This window comes from Methanoregula sp., from assembly GCF_041663825.1.
GTDB lineage: Archaea > Halobacteriota > Methanomicrobia > Methanomicrobiales > Methanospirillaceae > Methanoregula.
On record NZ_JBAYLY010000004.1, the window covers coordinates 82,631 to 100,000 of the forward strand.

Genomic DNA, 17,370 nt, shown 5'->3' on the forward strand with positions numbered 1-17,370 from the left:
ACATGGTTTTTACCTGCCGGCAATGCGGAACGTGCTGCATGTATCTTGGTGACTATATTGTCATCGATCACCAGATTGGCCAGTTTGAGTTTGCCTGTGAATCTGTTTCGACCGGTACGCCGTTTGTAGCCCGCATTGATGAGGACAAACGGATGCTCTTCTGCGATCACACCTTTCCGGATGAACATCCTCATGCCTGCCGGTTCCTCCGTCCGGAGGGGAATCTTCTGCGATGCACTATCCATGGCGACAGCCCGGCACAATGCAAGTTCTACAGGTGCGTGATCATGCGAATCTTTGATCCTGCAGGAAATCCTCTTGGGACGGTCACCGGGACCCACAACCTGCATTCAGAGGATCCCGCTTTGCGTGCTAACTGGGAACAGGCAGAAAAAATTATCCCGGAATCTTTTTTGGATGCAGAGGAGCGCCGCAGGACATATCTTATAGAGCGCGGGTACCGGGTGGAATGAATCAGAGCTAAAAAAGAGGCTTTGAATTTCTTGCCGCGATTCCGGGTACCCGGGACAAACCTGTTGACCCGCCGGGCCGACTCCGGGCCGGTCGTGGTGATACCCGTATAACAGCCAGGGTGGTATTGCAATTTTTTTTAAGAGTATAATGTCGGGCAGTGAGCGGATCTGATTGCCCTGCCTATTTAAACGACATTTGATTATAGTACATCTGGTTTAATTCCAGTGCAAAAATTAAAAAAACCCGGGAGATAATGATCGTCAATACTGCTGCACAAGAGTCCCCTTGCGCAATTTTGTGCATGAACCGGATTACTGTAGACTGCACCCGAGGAAAATGGTCCTGACATCAACCGATGAAAAAAACAGCAGTTCGCTGTCAGCTATGGAATATTACCGGGAAGGTCTTGCACTGGGCCGGGATGGCAGGCATGACGAAGCGCTTACGGCATTTACTCTTGCACTTACGATTAATCCGGCACTGGCTTCTGCGTGGGCGGGACGCGGATTTGCTCTGGGAAAACTGGGACGTTTCCAGGAGGAGATCGAGTGCTGCGATCAGGCCCTGAATATTGATCCGGCCTGTATTGAAGCATTGAATTACAAGGGATTTGCCCTGGGAAAACTTGACCTGTTCGAAGAGAAAGTGACTTGTTGCGACCGGGCGCTTGCACTCGATCCCCAAAATGCAGCCGCATGGAACAACAAGGGGGTTGCCCTTGGCATGCTGGGACGGTACGAAGCAGAGATCCAGTGCTGCGACCGGGCGCTCGACCTGCGGGGCCGGTACCTCTCGGCGTGGGTAAACAAAGGCTATGCACTCGGGAAACTGAAGAAATATAACGAAGAGATATCCTGCTACGACAGGGCTCTTAAAATATACCCGTTTTACTTTTCTGCGATCCTCAACCGGGGCATTGCCCTTATCAATCAGAAAAAGTACCGTGAGGCTGTAGAGACACTTGATCGTGCGCTTGCCATTCATCCTGATCACTCACGAGCACTTTACCGGAAAGGTCTTGCGCTCTCCATGCTCAGCTTGCATGAGGAAGCAGTTCAGTGCCTGCAGCGTGCGCTTGCGTACGATGCCACGATTGCCGATGCATGGGTGGTGTTAAGTAACTCCTGCTTTATGCTGGGGAGGCTGGAGGAATCGGCCCGGGCATTTGATCAGGCCTATTATATTGATGTTCGTGATGTCAGGGAAGGGATTGTCAAAGGCCTTTCCCTCTTAAAAGCAAAAAAGTTTGACGACGCCCTTCGCTGTTTCTCGGACGTGTTGGGTATCCTGCGCCGGTAAGTGCCCGGCACCGGTCAAAAAATACCCTTGAGTTATTTATGGCACCGGCACGAATACGGAGATATGGATGTTGAGGAATATGTCCGCATGCATCTCGCGGCCGGTGAGGATGAAAATACTCTTGTAAAAAACCTCACCGGGCGTATAACGGAAATAAAGAATACCCGACCTGCATACACAGAAGCCTTTGCGCGTGCGGTTGTTGAAGAGGTTAAAAACACTCTGGGGCTGTCCGGAGACTTTTTTGAGTTTGAGCCGGCCCGGGTTAAAATGGGGGAGTTCGGGGTCGGCTCCCGGGGAAAAGGGGATTTTTTTGCACACCGGGAAATTGCCCGTATTATCGGTAAGACCAATGCATCTGTCGGCGTGGATGAGATGGACGATGCCGGGGCGGTTAAAGCCGGCGGGGAGTATATCGTCTGTACTGTTGACGGGATGCACTCGCGGCTTTCGGATTATCCCTATCTTGCCGGGTTCCATGTGACCCGTGCGACACTACGGGATCTCTACGTCATGGGGGCAAAACCAATTATGCTCTTTTCTGACATCCATGTGGCCGATGACGGGGATGTAGCAAAAATATTCGATTACACCGCAGGGATCACGACGGTCGGTGAGGCAATGGATGTGCCCCTTGTGACCGGTTCAACGCTCCGGATCGGGGGAGACATGGTCCTTGGAAGCCGGCTGACTGGCTGTGTAGGTTGTGTCGGTGTGGCCCGTCATCTGACCGCCAGAAAATCAACCATGCCCGGCGACGTGCTCCTGATGACCGAAGGTGCAGGCGGCGGGACGATTGCGACTGCCGCCATTTACTCCGGGTTCCCCGAAGTTGTGGAAGAGACCATCAACCTCAATTTCCTCGTGACCTGCGAGGCGCTGATCAAAAGCCCGGTTTTTGATCAGATCCATGCGATGACCGATGTCACGAACGGGGGGCTCCGGGGCGATATTTTTGAGATGACAGAAACCGCCCGGTGCCGGATGGTAGTACGGGAGGAAGATACGCGATCCCTTGTCAATCCCCGGGTGCGGGAGATGCTTGAGGCACTTGAGATCGATTTCCTCGGTGTCTCGCTCGATGCACTGTTGATCGTTGCCCCTCAGTCCGCTGCTGACGCGATTAAACAGGTAATCCGGTCGACCGGTGTAAACTGCCATGAAATCGGGTATGTGGAAGCGGGAAAACCGGCATCGGTGCTGATGACTGACGGGAAAGAACATGATTTCCAGCCCCGGTTCCGGGAGTCGGCGTATACCCCGGTAAAAAAAGTAGTCGATACCGACATCCAGGATTTCGAGACGATGAAAAAAGAAGTACTGCGGGCGTCGGAAGCCGCCATTGCAAAGAAGAAACGGGTGCTTGAACTGCTGAAGAAAAAGAGATGAATGGCCGATTTGTTTCTGGTCCCTGAAATGTTAAACGAGATTCAGGTGGAATTCAATAACCGAGGATCTTTTGGGTCCCGATAACGGTTCTTGTTTTTAGATTTCCTGCACCAGAATACGATAAAATTCTTCAGCGGCATTCCGTTCGATCCAGGGTCGGTGGCCACATTTTTTCAGGAGAATAAACCGGAAGTTTTTAAGTTCCCGCGCGAGGGGGATATTTACTCCTGCGGCCGGGTGGGGATCATAATCCCCGTGAATTGCGATCACCGGACAGGTGATCTCCCTTGCCATATACAGGAGTGTCTTTTTGCGACGGAGTTCACACGCTTCATTCCAGACGCCTTTGAAAACGTCGTACTGGCAATAAAATGATTTGTCTTCTGTGGTCTGGGGGTCACAGGCATCCGCCAAGGCAAGGAGGTCTCCCAACCGGGCAAGGAGTGCATTCTTGTCTCCCTCCTTTCCATCATCTTCAGGTTTTTCCAGCTGCTCCAGCAGTGCCTTCGCTTTCATGCGGTTCTCCGGTGTAAGCCTGTCGAGCCGTGTTTTTGTTATAGAGAGCGCATCCTGCTCTTCAAAAGGCGGGCTGCCCACAAGGATCAACTTGCCAACGAGCGCCGGGTACCGGGCGGCAACCATCCATGATAAAAATGCTCCCCATGAGAATCCCACAAGGGTGACCGGTACCCTGCCGTCCCTCTCAAGGACAGACCGTAGTTCCCTTACCTGTCCTTCAAGAGTGGTTTCTGTCTGGAATGGTTCAAGAATTCCTTTAACTTCCGAAAGTTCCCGGGCCACCGCTACCATCTCGCCCGGGGCGCCCGGGCCACCATGGATAACAGCTACCGGGTAGGGTCCTGTCCCCCATTTCCGAACGCTCATACAGGTATCTGGTTATCGTTTTCCTGTATAAAGTATTCCCGATTCAAAAAAGGGGGCAGACGTGGGCACGGGTTATTATGGTTTTTTTCCGGCCGCTCGCATAAGGGCAAGCAGCCCGGTAAGAATCTGTTTGGGTGTAGGTGGATTACCGGGGATCTTCAGATCGACCGGTAAAATTTTGTCCGCCCCGCAAAGTACCGCATACGTCTCTTTATAGATTCCGCCATCGCAGGCGTCGTCCCCGACAGCCACAACAAATTTCGGTGATGGCATCGCGTCGTAGGTTTTCTTGACCGCTATCTCCATATTGTGAGTGACCGCGCCTGTTACAATCAGGACATCTGCGTGACGGGGTGAGGCTGCAAACGTGATGCCAAACCGTTCCACATCATAGAATGCATTCGAGAGGTTGTTTAACTCGATCTCGGCTGCATTGTCGCTGCCAGCATCCAGTTCCCGGATTACAAGACTGCGCCCGAACCGTGCGTCAATCTCCCGTTTGATCTCCCGGCCGATCCTTTCGATCTCTTCGTCAGGCAATGGAATTGTTTCGGTCACTTTCTTTTTAAAGAGGCAGGAAAATGCGTTTACCATCTCGTCTCACCTCAAAGGTCTGTCCCCGCATAAGACAGGTTCAGGCTCTTGTTGATAACCGGGAAGTCGGCGATGATATTACCCGGTACCGCGTGCTCTATTGCAAGCCAGTTGCAGTAGGAGGCAGTCCTGACCTTGTACCTGTCAATCTTCCCGTCCTGTACCCTTACCCAGCAGAGGGTCTGTCCCCGTGCTGATTCAACGAGTGCCAGTGCATAGCCGTCCCGGATCGGCTCGTCGCTCGTGATCGCTCCGTCCGGTATCGCGTCGATCACCTTTAGGATCAGGTCAAGCGAGTCCATGATCTCCGCTGCCTTTACCGTGAACCGGGCAAGGACATCCCCGTCCCGGAGGGGATGGGGCACCGGAGTAAAACGGTCATATATCCCGTACGGGTGATTCACCCGGACGTCAACCACGCCTCCCGATGCACGTGCGACAGGCCCCGTGATATTGAGCGGGCGCAGCAACTGCTTTTTAATGATCCCGGTCTGGGAGAACCGGTCGATCACCGAGGGTGTCGAGAGCACGATGGAAAGCCCGACCTTGTACTGTTTCCTGAACTGTACGAGGAAATCCCTGAATGCGGCAAGTGCACCTGCGGGAATATCCCGTTTGACGCCGCCAATGCAGAGCATTCCCCGCAGGAACCGGGAGCCGGCAAGTTTCCCGTTCTCACGGAACATCTCCTCGCGCAGCACCGCAAACTGGCTGGCCCCCAGGGGAAACGCAACATCGGTGAGCATTCCTGACAGGTCGCCGAGATGCGAGCAGATTCGTTCGGATTCGCAGAGGATCGTCCGCAGGTGCCATGCACGGTCGGGCACTGTAATCCCCGAGAGCCGTTCGACTGCCATACAGAACCCGGTCGCGTTTGCCACCGATTCGTCGCCGCTTACCGCTTCTGCGATCTTTGTGCAGTCCTCCGGGTCTTTTCCCTCGGCGAGTTTCTCGATACCACGGTGCGTGTAGAACAAACGGATCTCAAGGTTGAAGACCGTCTCCCCGATCACGCTGAACCGGAAATGGCCGGGTTCGATGATGCCGGCATGTACCGGCCCGACCGGTACCTGGTAGACGCCCTCACCCGTCACCTTACGGAAGGGGTACTCATCATTCGCGCTCACGTTGTCGTTTGTTGTGATGGGTGTATCGGGAAATGATTTTTCGAGCGGGTGGAACCCTGCCGGGTAGATCTCGTGCAGGAAAAGCCGCCGGGTGTCAAACGCGCCATCGAATTCTATCCCAAACCCGTCCCTGCATTCCCTCTCCGGCCAGGTGGCAGAGGGAAAGATGGTGGCAATGGACGTTGCCCGGCCATTCGTGATATTCCGGACAAGGATAAGGATGCTCCCTTTTCGCTCGAACACATACAGGACTGAATGTCGCGCCTCCTCTCTGAAACCTTCGACACAGAACAGGCTGATCAAAACAAATTTGCGGGAGGCAAGATACGGGATGGCAAGAGTAAACTCCGGTTCGCTCACATCAATGGAACATTCCCGGTTGTACCCGTATGTAATGCGGGCAGGCACCGCAGCCGCACCGAACAACTCGCGAATCGCCCCGGTTGCGGCATCATCTGTGGGAATTTCAGGTGGGGTCATTTAGAACCTCAGCTCCGTTACGATCTGGCTGATAAACGTGCATCCCTGCGACGGAAACAGGATCCCGAGAATGAGGATGAGTGCGAGCAGGATCACAATGGGTGCTTTCATGCTCAGTGGTGTCCGGTAGGGCACGAGATCCACAGGTTCACCCGGCGGGGTTACCCGGGTAAACGCGGTGATCACAAAGTACCCGATCGCAGCCGTGGCAATAAAGATGAGGACAAGGACAAGCGCGAGTGCCCCAAGAGAGATGGATCCGAGCGAGAGCAGGATGAATAATTTTGAGAAGAAGACCATAAACGGCGGCATGCCGATGATCGCAAGTCCCCCGAGGATGATCCCCCACGCGGCGAGCGGCTGGAACCGGAATACATCGTGAATGTCATCGGGTGCGTCTGCCGAGAGATGGCTCCTGTACTGCCGGTGCAGGATGCCGGCCGAGAAGAAGAGCGAGGCCTTTGTAAACGCATGTGCCATCACGTGGAAGATCACCCAGAAGAGTGCGAGAGGGGTGGCAACCGCAAGGCCGACCAGCAGGATACCCATGTTTTCGATGCTTGAAAATGCGATCAGTTTCTTGAGGTTCTTCTCCGGCAGCATGGAGAGTGCAGCGATGGCGATCGAGAGGACGCCAAAGAGCAGTACCAAGGGAGTGATGGTGGTAAATGCCGATGTCTGATGTACGATGGCATAGACCCGGATGATCCCGTAGATGCCCACGTTCAGGAGTACGCCGGAGAGAACGGCACTCACCGCAGACGGCGCCTTTGCGTGGGCTTCGGGAAGCCATGTGTGGAAGGGGAAGATGCCGGACTTTGCGGCAAACCCGACAAAGATGAGCGTGAACGCGGCGATCGTCATCCCCGGGGGAAATGCCGAGGCATTCTGGATCAGGACCGTCCAGTTCAGGGTGCCGGTCCCGAGTGTAGAGCGTGCAATTTCAAAAAGGAAGATGAGCCCGACAAAGGCAAGGAGCATCGCGACCGACGCGACGAAAATATACTTGAGCGCCGCATCGATGTTCTCTTTTGCCGAGAGAATGGCAACAAGCAGTGCGGAGATGATCGTCGTCATCTCGGCAAATATCCAGAAGAGCGCGAGATTGTCCGAGTAAAATGCAAGGACAATGACCAGTTCGAGCAAGCACCACGCGACATAAAAGAGCTTCAGGCTCCCTGTTTCCAGCTCTTTACTCGCCAGCAGGTTCTCGACATACCCCCGGGCATACACGGCAGCAAGCGTGAAGATGACGGTGGCGACGATCACCTCGAAGAGCCCGAGATGGTCGATGAAGAAGTACCCGCTGCCGACGGTGAAGGTGTCGACCGGAATCTGGACGCACAGGAGGATGTACCCGGTGATTGCCCCATAGAACAAGCCAAGGCCGATGGCGGCCAGGTTCATCTGCCGGTGGGTGCGGCTGACGGCGACAAGGACCAGTGCTGCTAATGCAGAGAGCACGTAGGCGAGAACAATCATGGCGATTCCTCCTGCTCTTCCCAGAGGTAGAACCGGTGGAGCCGGTTGTGGTACTCCTCAAGCGTCGAATCGATGCCCACCGTGAGGATGGTGGTCAGGAGGATGAGGATGACCAGATCGATGATGATCAGGAACTCGATGATAAACGGGAGTTCGGTCGCAAAGAGGCCAAAGAGCAGTACCCCGTTCTCCATCGAGAGGTACCCGAGCACTTTTGTGATCGCCTTTTTCCGGGAGAACGTCACCATCATGCCCATAAGGACAAGGGAGATCCCGATCACTGCGCCAAAGAAAAAGTGGCCCCCGGTGCTCCCTTTTGCAAGAGTATCCTGGAAGATCCGGGAGAGCGTGATGTACGTAAGGAGCATCAGCGCAAGCGAGATCAAAAGCGAGCTTGTCGGGCTGAGGAAATGGAATTCGATATCCCGTTTTATCCGGATCTTTTCCTGGATGGTCGTAATGAAATACGGGATGATAATGACCTTGAAGATCAGCGTGATGAGCGCAATTTCAAGGAGGATGGTTGTCCCCTCATACCAGTAGAGTGCAAGCGCGATGGCGACGAGCATGAGCGACTGGAGCGCGTAGACCCGAACGAGAGTGATGAGGTTTTTAGTCGTGATGATATACGCGGCCGTGATGATGACGCCGACAAACAGGATCTTGATAATGCCTTCAAAAAACGCAGGGTCAGTCATGCAAACACCTCGATGATGATGGTGAGGGTCGAGAAGAAGAAAGCCATCATAAAGAGGCCGGGCAACCGGAAGAACCGCATCTTTGCCGTGGAAGCCTCAAAGAGCCCGATGATGAGGGCGAGGATCGCACATTTTACCGCAAAGAGGCAGACTGCAACCGCTATGGCGGCGACGGAGAGCGTGGTTGCAAGGCCCCAGGGTACGAGGAGGTTGATGAGAAGTGCCATGAGGAGGGTCTGTTTGATGGCTGCCGAAAGTTCCATGAGCGCGAGGTTCCTGCCTGACTGTTCGAGGATCATCCCCTCGTGGATCATGGTCAGTTCAAGATGGGTCTCCGGGTTGTCGACCGGAAGGCGCGAGGTCTCGACGATCAGGATGATAAAAAGCGATATCCCGATCAGGATCAGTGTCGGGCTCACGGGGATTCCTGCAACGGAGGCGACCGTGACCATGTCGATGATGTTGAGGGATTTAAAGACAAACGCGAGTGCGGCAAAGACGATGATAGTCGTAGGTTCAATGACCGCCGATATGCTCATCTCCCGGGAGCTGCCCATGCCGCCAAACGAGCTGCCCGCGTCAAGGCCGCTTAAGGCCATGAAGAACCGGGCGAGCACCAGCAGGTACAGGAAGAGAATAATGTTCCCGATACCCCCGACAGGTTCCGTGACATAAACGAGCGGGACAAAGAGGGAGGCCACAAGGATGGCGGAGATGCATGCCCACGGTGTGATCCTCATGATCCACGAAGATTTCGGGGAATAGATCACCTCTTTTCTGAGCAGTTTTGCAAGCGTGTAATAGGTCTGGAAGATCGACGGGCCCTCCCGTCCCTGCGACCATGCTTTGACCTTTTTTATAAGGCTCACAAAGAGGGGAGAGAGCAGCACGACGCAGAGCGTGTTTATAACGCCGTACACGAGGAAATCCGGGGTCATGCCGACCACCCCAGAAAGAGGATAATCGCAACCACGGCGATGAACACGTACAGGAGATAGGTGTCAAGGCAGCCATTCTGTATCCGGGCGATCCCCCGGGTGGCCCGGGTCGCCCCCCGTGCAATGGGGAGATACAGGTATTCCTCGAAGAACTTCAGGAGCCGGATCTCCGCGGTCCCTTCTGCAAAGATGCAGTCGTGCTGGTCGTAGTACTTCTTTGTACCGGCCTTTTTTGTCCGGTAAATCGAGGAGAAAATGGTGACAATCGGCTCCGAAAACCCGTGCCCGGTATACTCTGTTGACGAGGGCTGCGATTTCGCACCGCATCCCCAGGTCTCGCTGATCCGGACCTCGCGGGAAGCCGTGAAATACAGGACAACATACGTGAGTGCTGCCATGATGAGGAGGAGCATGCTCACGAGGAACAGGTCGGGGATGGGAAGCGCATAGCCAAAAGCGGTGAGGATCTGGAACGCAAAGACGCCGAGGATGACACATGCGGTGGCAAGAATGGCAGGGCCGACAAGCATCGGGAGGCTTACCTCACGGGCAGCTTCGCTCTCCTTTGAACGCGGCTGTGCAAGGAAGATGGAGCCAAACGCTTTCACAAAACAGGCCGCCGATAGTGCGCTCGTGAGGGCAAAGAGGGCAAGGCAGATGAAAAGGAGCACTTTGATGAGGGGATCGACCACGGTTACGGACTGGAAGAACGCGATGTACATCAAAAGTTCGCTTGCAAAACCGTTCAGGGGGGGCAGAGCGGCAATTGCGATCGCGCCGGTAAAGAAAAGTACCGAGGTACAGGGCATTTTGCCGGAGAGACCTCCCATCTTCTCGATGTCCCGGGTGTGCGTGGCATGCACCACCGATCCCGCCGTGAGGAAGAGGAGGCTTTTGAAGAGCGCATGGTTGAGGGAGTGGAAGAGTGCCGCAATCAGGCTGAGGGTGGCGAGCATCGCGAGTCCCGAGCAGGAGAAGATCACAAAGAGGCCGATGCCGACAAAGATGATGCCGATATTCTCGATACTTGAGTACGCCAGCATCCCTTTTATGTCGTGTTCCTTGAGCGCGTAAATCACGCCGAGCACCGCGGACGCAATGCCAGCGATGAGGATCAGCACACCCCACCAGAGATCCGGTGAGAAGACCGTGATGATGATCCTGATAAGGCCGTAGACGGCGACCTTGAGCATCACGCCCGACATCAGTGCCGACACCGGTGACGGGCTTGCCGGGTGGGCATAGGGGAGCCACTTGTGGAACGGGATGATCCCTGCCTTGATGGAAAAACCCACAAAGAGCGAGAGGAACGCGGCGGTAACGAGGGGCAGCGACGCGGGAGTGGTGTGCAGCGGGGCGATTGCAAACGACCCGGATGCATAGTAGAGTGCGATGAACCCCAGCATCACAAAGAGCGTGGAGAGGTGGGTCATGACGAAATAGAAGATCCCGGCTTTTCTCGTCTCTTCTTGTGAATACTCATACATGACAAGGAAGAAGGAGACCGCTGCCATCAGTTCCCAGAAGAGCAGAAACGAGATCGTGTTTTCAGAGGCGACGATTAGCGCCATGGAGAGAACAAAAAGGCTGATGCAGCCGCAGAGCAGGTTCCGGCGGTTTCCGCCTTCCATGTGCTCGACGTACCCCGCAGTATAGACCGCCACGCAGGAGGAGACCATTCCGATCAGGAAGAGGAAGAACGCGGCGAGCCGGTCGATGAAAAACTCAACGGAAAAGCCGGGGAACAACTGCCATGCCGCAGGTGTGAAGGGCACACCGGTGACAAGGATAAGGAGCGAAAGTGCGGCAAGGAGTATCGAGGCCAGGGTGGTGCAGGCAAGCGAGAGGATACGGACGATCCGGAGATCGCGTGCGGCGCCCAGCAGGGAGACGAGCGTGCCGGCAAGGAAGAGGACGATGACGACGTAAAAAAGCAGGTTCAGCATCAGATCCTCCGGATGGTCCTTCGTCTCGGGAATCTCCGCATACGCAACGGACGCGGCAGCTTGTCAACCGCGCATATATTCCGGGACCTTGTTCGGGGTGTCATCATACATTCCTAGGTATTCTGTTCTCCGTTCCCGGCAGACGGATCGCGTTTCATGGGACACACATCGATTCCCGCAAGGTTGCCCATGCAGAACCCGAACCGGTCCCGGATCGTCTTTGGGAGGTCTGGCTCAGGAATCGGGTAAAACCCCATGTCCCCGTAAAAGTCCATGAGTTCCGTCTTTGCATGCATGTACAGGGTATCGTGCCGGCCGCACTCTTCGATCAACTGTTTCATGACTGACCGGGCAAAACCCCGGCGCCGGTATTCATCGAGCACGTACACCCCGTCCACTTCGAAACCGTCCGGGTGCCGGGAGCAGCGTGCGACCCCGACAAGCTGCGTTCCGGCAAACGCCGCAAAAAGCCGGTCTGTTGCGGTGTTTGCTTTCTGCTGGTGGTAGTGGATCCAGAGTTCTTCTTCAGCACGGACCATTTCGTGAGGGGAGAGTTCCCGAACATTTACGGTACCGGGAACCTGGTGAGCTGCCGCGGCGCTTCCCGGTGTGAAGAAGTGCCGCTGGATCCGGTGAATAAGATGAGGGCGGAATGTGACAAAACTCCCTGCCTCCTCTCCTGCAAGCGCATAAAGTACGAGCAGTGTCGTATCTTCTCCGGAGGGCTCCGTTTTAATTCCTGTCGACAGTGCTGGCGTACTGCGGTTCTCCCGATTATTTGCGTTTAAATGTCGTGATGAGCGAGGATGCATCTGCCCCGGCATCACGAGGATGAAAGTCTTCTATTATTACATTTGTTTTAATTTATAGGTTGTGCCGTTTTGTGAGAAAATAACCTTATCGGAAGGATATCCGGTTCCGGCAACAGTATCCTGAAATCGATAATGATGCCAGAATTTACGATTTTTTCTGAATTCGGGCTTGTTAATTACCAAATTGCAATTATGCGCGTCCGGGAACAGAATAGGTAGTAATGCATAAAAAAAGCGATTTTGCTGGTCTAAACGCAGAAAAAACTGAAATTTTGCTGCAGATTTCACAGTTGGAGAAAATAACAATATTTAAGACCCTTCCCATTGGAGTAAAAATTACTATGGATGTGCAATGCGTGCAGGTTTACCATAGAGGACATATGTATGATTGATAATCTGTTACTGGGGAATTACAAATTCCGGGAATCTGATTTTACGCCGAATATCGATCACTACCGCAAACTGGTAAACGCGCAGCACCCGACTGTGCTCTGGATTGGCTGTTCGGATTCGCGGTTACAGACCGGGCATATCACGCAGGCCAAGGCAGGAGAACTTTTTATCCAGCGTAATATCGGGAACATTGTGCCGATCCACGACTGGAACTTCGCAACGGTGCTTGAATATGCGGTATCCCATCTTCACGTGAACGATGTAGTGATCTGCGGACATTCAAACTGCGGGGCGATCCGGGCACTGGATCATGAGAGCACGGATTCTTATATTCCTCTCTGGCTGAACAATGCCCGTGATGCAAAAGTCCGGGTCGATAAAACGATCTCCCCGCCGAAGACACCGCTCGAACAGGAAGAGCGTTACAAGCTCATCGAACAGGAAAATGTCCGGCTCCAGATTGAACACCTGCATACCTATCCTCTCTTAAAAAAGGCGGTGGATGAGAAGAAGGTGCAGGTTCACGGGCTTTATTATGATCTCGGCACCGGTGCCCTGACACGGGTTACCTGAAAAATTACAGGTATGCAGTAATTTCATTTTTTATCCGGTCAAGGGCGATCCTCCCGATCCGGATGAGTTTTCCGTTCACGAGAACCATCGGGACAGGGGGATACTCTTTTTCGAGTATTGTGCGGATATGATCGGGAACCTGGTCATCAATGAGGGTGAGTCTGACGTTCACCCGATCGCCATAGGTCTCTTTTAGAACTTTTTCTAACGCCTCAAACGCTTTTGTGAGTTTTCCTGACGGGTGGCATTCAGAAAGGCCGCAGGTCCGGTTCTCGTCACAGGGAAACGGTGAACACTCAGAATATTTCAGCCCGACGATCTCGACAAGAATGGTGTCACTCATGTACGATAGGTTGGCGCGAACGGTATTTTTAGTATTGGGATTGGGGCAGAGCGATACGGCCCGGTCTTTTGCCGGGTTCTAAAAATGGTGTATGGGGGGTGGAGGCGACCTCTTTTAAGGATCGGCCGGACCGACCGGTTTTTTTGCGGTGCGGGAGGTAGGGGGGAGGGGGGCGACCTCAGATACGCGTGGATCACAGGTCGCCCCGACCAATGTGTACGATCGGTCGGACCGACCGATCCGTGAGTACGGTCGGGGCGACCACCCCTTCTCGTCTGAAATTTCAGTGGAAATACAGGTCACGAAACTGGAACGATGGAGGCCACCCCGACCGATTTTGAAATTGATCGGTCCGATCTGTTTTTCTGCGGTGCGGGTGGCAGGGGGGAGGGGGGTTACCGATTTTTTTGGAGGTCGGGGTCGCCTCCCGGTTTTTTTCCCGGAAAGTTCGATAACGTTGCCGGACTTTTTTTTTAAGTTGGATGACCTTGGCGAACTATTTTTAAAAAGTCCGGTAACTTTGCCAGACAATTTTTGAAAAGTTGGATGACTTTGACGAACTATTTTTAAAAGTCCGGTAACTTTGCCAGACAATTTTTGAAAAGTTGGATGACTTTGGCGAACTATTTTTAAAAAGTCCGGTAACTTTGCCAGACAATTTTTGAAAAGTTGGATGACTTTGGCGAACTATTTTTAAAAAGTCCGGTGACTTTGCCGGCCTTCTTTTAGAAAGTCCGGCAAAGGCTCCTGAATGATCTGACGTGGGGAGGTGTGTTTTGACCCCTCATATTCTCTAAAAAGTCCGCGAACTTCAACGAACTTTTTTTGGAATGTCCGATAACTCTGGTGAGTTTTTTTCGGAAAGTTGGATAACCTTGCCGGCCTTTTTTCGGAAAGTTCCCTAACTCTCGCAAACTTTTTTTGAAAAGTCCGGTAACCTTGTGGGACTATTTTCAAAAAGTCCGATAACTTTGGTGAGATTTTTAGAAAAGTTCGATAACGTTGCCGGACAATTTTTAAAAAGTCCGGGAACTTTGGCGAGCTTATTCCGGAATCTTCAGATCTTGTACAGACCTTTTTGGATCCTTTCAGACCCGGTCAACTGCTTTCTTTAGCGATTCTTTCCGTGTATATGACTATTACCGTAAGGGACAACCAGACCCAGCAGATTGTTGTACAGGACGGGTATGGCCGCGAGTACAGTTCTGATACCGGCAAGTATACATTTACCGGCACAACCACCCATGATGACAGCTCAGTCACCGAGCCATACACTTCAGAACCAGGACCCCGGTATATCCCGGTATACAAAGAAGGCCAGTTCCAGATAACAATTGAAGGGAATTATCTCGACGTTACCGTGGAAATAATTACCGGCACCTCACAGGATCTACTGAAGAGCCCGGAAAATGCTGCAGGAACCGCATCCACGCAGGATGCGTACGAGGAGGATTGGGAATAATGAATCCTGCTCATATCTCGCAAGCAGTACACAAAATGAAAAGCGAATTTTCTTTTTTGTATCGCCGCATATCTTCAAAGACAAGATTGGTACTTGCACTGACATTTTGGGCGGGTTCTGGTCCCGGAATTAAAACTTGTAGTTATTAAACAGATGAAGTTCAAGATATAGAGTATACATGAAACCGCGATCCCTATCCCCTAAACCATCCGAAGGTGTATCCCTTACGGCCCCCATCAACGATCCATTCTTCTGGAGGGAACAGTGGCGACAGCTGAAACTTGCCCACTGCGCCGTGCCAAACTATGGCAATCCACGGGAGTTCTGGGCGAACAAAAAAATGATCCATACTGTCTACATGAAAGGCAGAAAAACGCACAGGAAAACCGAGGATGCACGGTTAATCGCAATGGACATTCCTGACGGTTCACGCGTCCTTGATATCGGCGCCGGCCCGGGGACCTACGCGGTACCGCTTGCAGTCCGGGGCTGCAAGGTCACGGTTGTCGAACCCTCACCGGTCATGCGGGAAGCACTATCAGAAAACATGCGCGGGAACGGGGTTGATACCATCAGGATTTTCCCCAACCGCTGGGAGGATGTTACAGTAAAGGAACTCGGCGGGCCGTTTGATGTGATTATTGCATCGTATTCTCTTACAATGATGGACATCGGCAAGGCTTTGGCAAAAATGCAGACCTGCTGTACCGGGACAGTTCACCTTTTCTGGTTCATGACTTCTCCCGCATGGGTTCAGGTGAACAAAGATCTATGGCCGCTGCTTCACGGCGGTAAATTCCCCGGGGAACCCACGGCCGACTGGCTCTGGCAGGTTCTGTGCGAGATGGGTATCTATGCGAACGTGCAGGTTGAGGTAAAGTTCCCGGCGCCGGTTTATGCGAACGTAGATGATGCAGTTAAAGAATTCACCCGACGGCTGAACTGCACCACCGCTGCCCATGAGGAAACGGTCAGGAATTATTTCCAGTCGGTCCTGCGGCAGGATGCGCAGGGACTGGTCCTCGGAGAGGAAACCCTTGGAGCACATATCTGGTGGACAAACAGCGGCCGTAAGGAATAACCGGAGAGATTCTCCCTTTGCAAAAATCCTTGCAGCCCCGATGCACCACACTACAGGATTCGATGAAGATGACTGAAATGAGCGATTACGATATACTGTTTAATAAAGCAAAAGAATTTCACGGGCATGTCTGTCCGGGTATTGTTCTTGGGACACGGCTGACCATTGCCGGTCTGCGCGAGCTGGGGATGACCCCCACAGAACCGGCTCGCAACCTGATCGTGTATATGGAAATCGACCGATGCGGTACCGATGCGGTACAGGCAATCACCGGCTGCTCGCTTGGTCACCGCACTCTCAAGCACAAGGACTTCGGGAAGTTTGCCGCCACATTTGTCGATACCCGGAACGGAAACGCCATCCGGGTAGCGGTTAATGAGAAGAACCGTGCTGAACATGACAAGCTCGGTCCAAAAGACCTCCTCAAATTACTTTCCGAAGTCCCGGAAGATGAGATCCTGAAAATTGAGCACGTCAGGATTACGATCAAAAAAGAAGACCTCCCGGGATTTCCGGTAGAAAAAGCCAATTGCAGCAAATGCGGCGAGCAGATCTCGGATAACCGGCATATGGTAGTAAACGGGAGGGTGCTGTGCAGGAACTGTGCCGGAGAATCCTACTATTCGGTTATTGAGTGAGTAAGATATGACCTCCGGGAATCTGCAGAAGGTCAGGAAATAAAAAAATGGACGGCTGGTTTGTGTATGAGGGATTGTCAGAAGATTTGCGGTTGCCGTATCATTCTCACGACAGTGAGGGTCGCATTGTTACGGATGCCAACATTTTTCTCTGGCACGCACATCACAGGATACATAACGAAGGAACGCCCGTGATGCTTCACCCCCCGCCACTCTGTCAAGCCTGCAGACATTACCATTCCGGAACGACACCGTCATGCGCTGCATACCCTGACGGTATTCCCGGGGATATTCTTTCCGGGAACATACGTCATGTTATTCCCTGTTCCGGGGATCGTGGCATACAGTTCGGGAAACTGGTTACATATCCCGCATATTTCATGACAGCAGACCGGCCGGTGGAGTGCCTTTTTCGGGTTACCTGTGACGGGACATATGAAAGGTATGTACCGATCCTTGATGAGTGGGAAGTGGATAATGAATTTGTCAGCGTCCTTCTTGAAACCGAAACCGATTTCCGGCTGGTCGATGAATTCGATGCCAATACATTTATTGAGTCTGCACAACTCCGGAAGGCCGCGATTAATCCCTGTTCGCTCCAGTTCAGACAGATGATGTACCTGCACAGCCGGAAACGGGATATCTGATGGGGAGTGGAGTACAAGGGAGCGTTTCATGCAGGGTTTGTTTATGAAATGCGATCAGGTTACAAGGTTTCCCGGATGGCGGGTCAGGACGGTATATTCCCCGCAGACA

The 17,370-nt window shown here is 53.1% G+C and carries 17 protein-coding genes; 8 read left to right on the forward strand and 9 right to left on the reverse strand.

Annotated features, from left to right (window positions below):
- The first annotated feature begins 38 nt into the window (after window positions 1-38).
- From WCX19_RS03160 to WCX19_RS03170, 3 genes are all read left to right on the forward strand, one after another.
- Window positions 39-473, forward strand: coding sequence for a hypothetical protein (locus WCX19_RS03160; protein WP_373004863.1), 435 nt, complete (start codon window positions 39-41; stop codon window positions 471-473).
- 337 nt (window positions 474-810) lie between these two features.
- The gene (locus WCX19_RS03165) at window positions 811-1,773 is read left to right on the forward strand and encodes a tetratricopeptide repeat protein (protein WP_373004866.1); all 963 of its coding nucleotides are present in this window, start codon (window positions 811-813) and stop codon (window positions 1,771-1,773) included.
- Between the two features lie 63 nt (window positions 1,774-1,836).
- A complete protein-coding gene (locus WCX19_RS03170) occupies window positions 1,837-3,162 on the forward strand; it encodes an AIR synthase-related protein (protein WP_373004869.1) in 1,326 nt (441 codons plus the stop codon).
- Window positions 3,163-3,258: 96 nt separating this feature from the next.
- Here WCX19_RS03170 and WCX19_RS03175 read toward each other — a convergent pair whose 3' ends face one another.
- The 8 genes from WCX19_RS03175 to WCX19_RS03210 all read right to left on the reverse strand — a co-directional run bounded on the left by WCX19_RS03175 (window position 3,259) and on the right by WCX19_RS03210 (window position 12,124).
- Window positions 3,259-4,047, reverse strand: a complete 789-nt coding sequence (locus WCX19_RS03175) for an alpha/beta fold hydrolase (RefSeq protein WP_373004872.1) — start codon at window positions 4,045-4,047, stop codon at window positions 3,259-3,261.
- Window positions 4,048-4,122: 75 nt separating this feature from the next.
- Window positions 4,123-4,641 (reverse strand): NADH-quinone oxidoreductase subunit B family protein, encoded by a 519-nt coding sequence (locus tag WCX19_RS03180; protein ID WP_373004875.1) that lies wholly within the window; start codon window positions 4,639-4,641, stop codon window positions 4,123-4,125.
- An 11-nt stretch (window positions 4,642-4,652) separates the two neighbouring features.
- Entirely contained in the window at window positions 4,653-6,248 is a 1,596-nt protein-coding gene (locus WCX19_RS03185; RefSeq protein ID WP_373004878.1) for an NADH-quinone oxidoreductase subunit C, read from the reverse strand.
- Entirely contained in the window at window positions 6,249-7,730 is a 1,482-nt protein-coding gene (locus WCX19_RS03190) for a proton-conducting transporter membrane subunit (protein WP_373004881.1), read from the reverse strand.
- Window positions 7,727-8,428: a hydrogenase subunit gene (locus WCX19_RS03195; RefSeq protein ID WP_373004883.1), complete on the reverse strand. Its 702-nt coding sequence runs from the start codon at window positions 8,426-8,428 to the stop codon at window positions 7,727-7,729. Before WCX19_RS03195 ends, WCX19_RS03190 begins: the two co-directional genes overlap by 4 nt.
- Window positions 8,425-9,366, reverse strand: a complete 942-nt coding sequence (locus WCX19_RS03200) for a respiratory chain complex I subunit 1 family protein (protein WP_373004886.1) — start codon at window positions 9,364-9,366, stop codon at window positions 8,425-8,427. The genes WCX19_RS03195 and WCX19_RS03200 overlap by 4 nt, the downstream gene beginning before the upstream one ends.
- Window positions 9,363-11,312, reverse strand: coding sequence for a proton-conducting transporter membrane subunit (locus tag WCX19_RS03205; RefSeq protein ID WP_373004889.1), 1,950 nt, complete (start codon window positions 11,310-11,312; stop codon window positions 9,363-9,365). The genes WCX19_RS03200 and WCX19_RS03205 overlap by 4 nt, the downstream gene beginning before the upstream one ends.
- Before the next feature lie 113 nt (window positions 11,313-11,425).
- Window positions 11,426-12,124 carry a GNAT family N-acetyltransferase gene (locus WCX19_RS03210; RefSeq protein ID WP_373004892.1) on the reverse strand — a complete coding sequence of 233 codons (699 nt, stop codon included), beginning with the start codon at window positions 12,122-12,124 and terminating at the stop codon, window positions 11,426-11,428.
- A 384-nt stretch (window positions 12,125-12,508) separates the two neighbouring features.
- Between WCX19_RS03210 and WCX19_RS03215 the strand changes: the two genes are divergently transcribed.
- Window positions 12,509-13,090: a carbonic anhydrase gene (locus WCX19_RS03215; RefSeq protein WP_373004896.1), complete on the forward strand. Its 582-nt coding sequence runs from the start codon at window positions 12,509-12,511 to the stop codon at window positions 13,088-13,090.
- A 4-nt stretch (window positions 13,091-13,094) separates the two neighbouring features.
- Here the strand turns inward: WCX19_RS03215 and WCX19_RS03220 are convergent, their stop codons facing one another.
- On the reverse strand, window positions 13,095-13,433 hold the full coding sequence (locus tag WCX19_RS03220) for a hypothetical protein (protein WP_373004899.1): 339 nt from the start codon (window positions 13,431-13,433) through the stop codon (window positions 13,095-13,097).
- A gap of 1,132 nt (window positions 13,434-14,565) precedes the next feature.
- Here WCX19_RS03220 and WCX19_RS03225 point away from each other — a divergent pair.
- The 4 genes from WCX19_RS03225 to WCX19_RS03240 all read left to right on the forward strand — a co-directional run bounded on the left by WCX19_RS03225 (window position 14,566) and on the right by WCX19_RS03240 (window position 17,261).
- On the forward strand, window positions 14,566-14,895 hold the full coding sequence (locus WCX19_RS03225) for a hypothetical protein (RefSeq protein ID WP_373004902.1): 330 nt from the start codon (window positions 14,566-14,568) through the stop codon (window positions 14,893-14,895).
- A 178-nt stretch (window positions 14,896-15,073) separates the two neighbouring features.
- Window positions 15,074-15,976 carry a class I SAM-dependent methyltransferase gene (locus WCX19_RS03230; RefSeq protein WP_373004905.1) on the forward strand — a complete coding sequence of 301 codons (903 nt, stop codon included), beginning with the start codon at window positions 15,074-15,076 and terminating at the stop codon, window positions 15,974-15,976.
- Window positions 15,977-16,038: 62 nt separating this feature from the next.
- Entirely contained in the window at window positions 16,039-16,614 is a 576-nt protein-coding gene (locus tag WCX19_RS03235; protein WP_373004908.1) for an FmdE family protein, read from the forward strand.
- A gap of 380 nt (window positions 16,615-16,994) precedes the next feature.
- On the forward strand, window positions 16,995-17,261 hold the full coding sequence (locus WCX19_RS03240) for a hypothetical protein (protein ID WP_373004911.1): 267 nt from the start codon (window positions 16,995-16,997) through the stop codon (window positions 17,259-17,261).
- The last annotated feature ends 109 nt before the right edge of the window (window positions 17,262-17,370 follow it).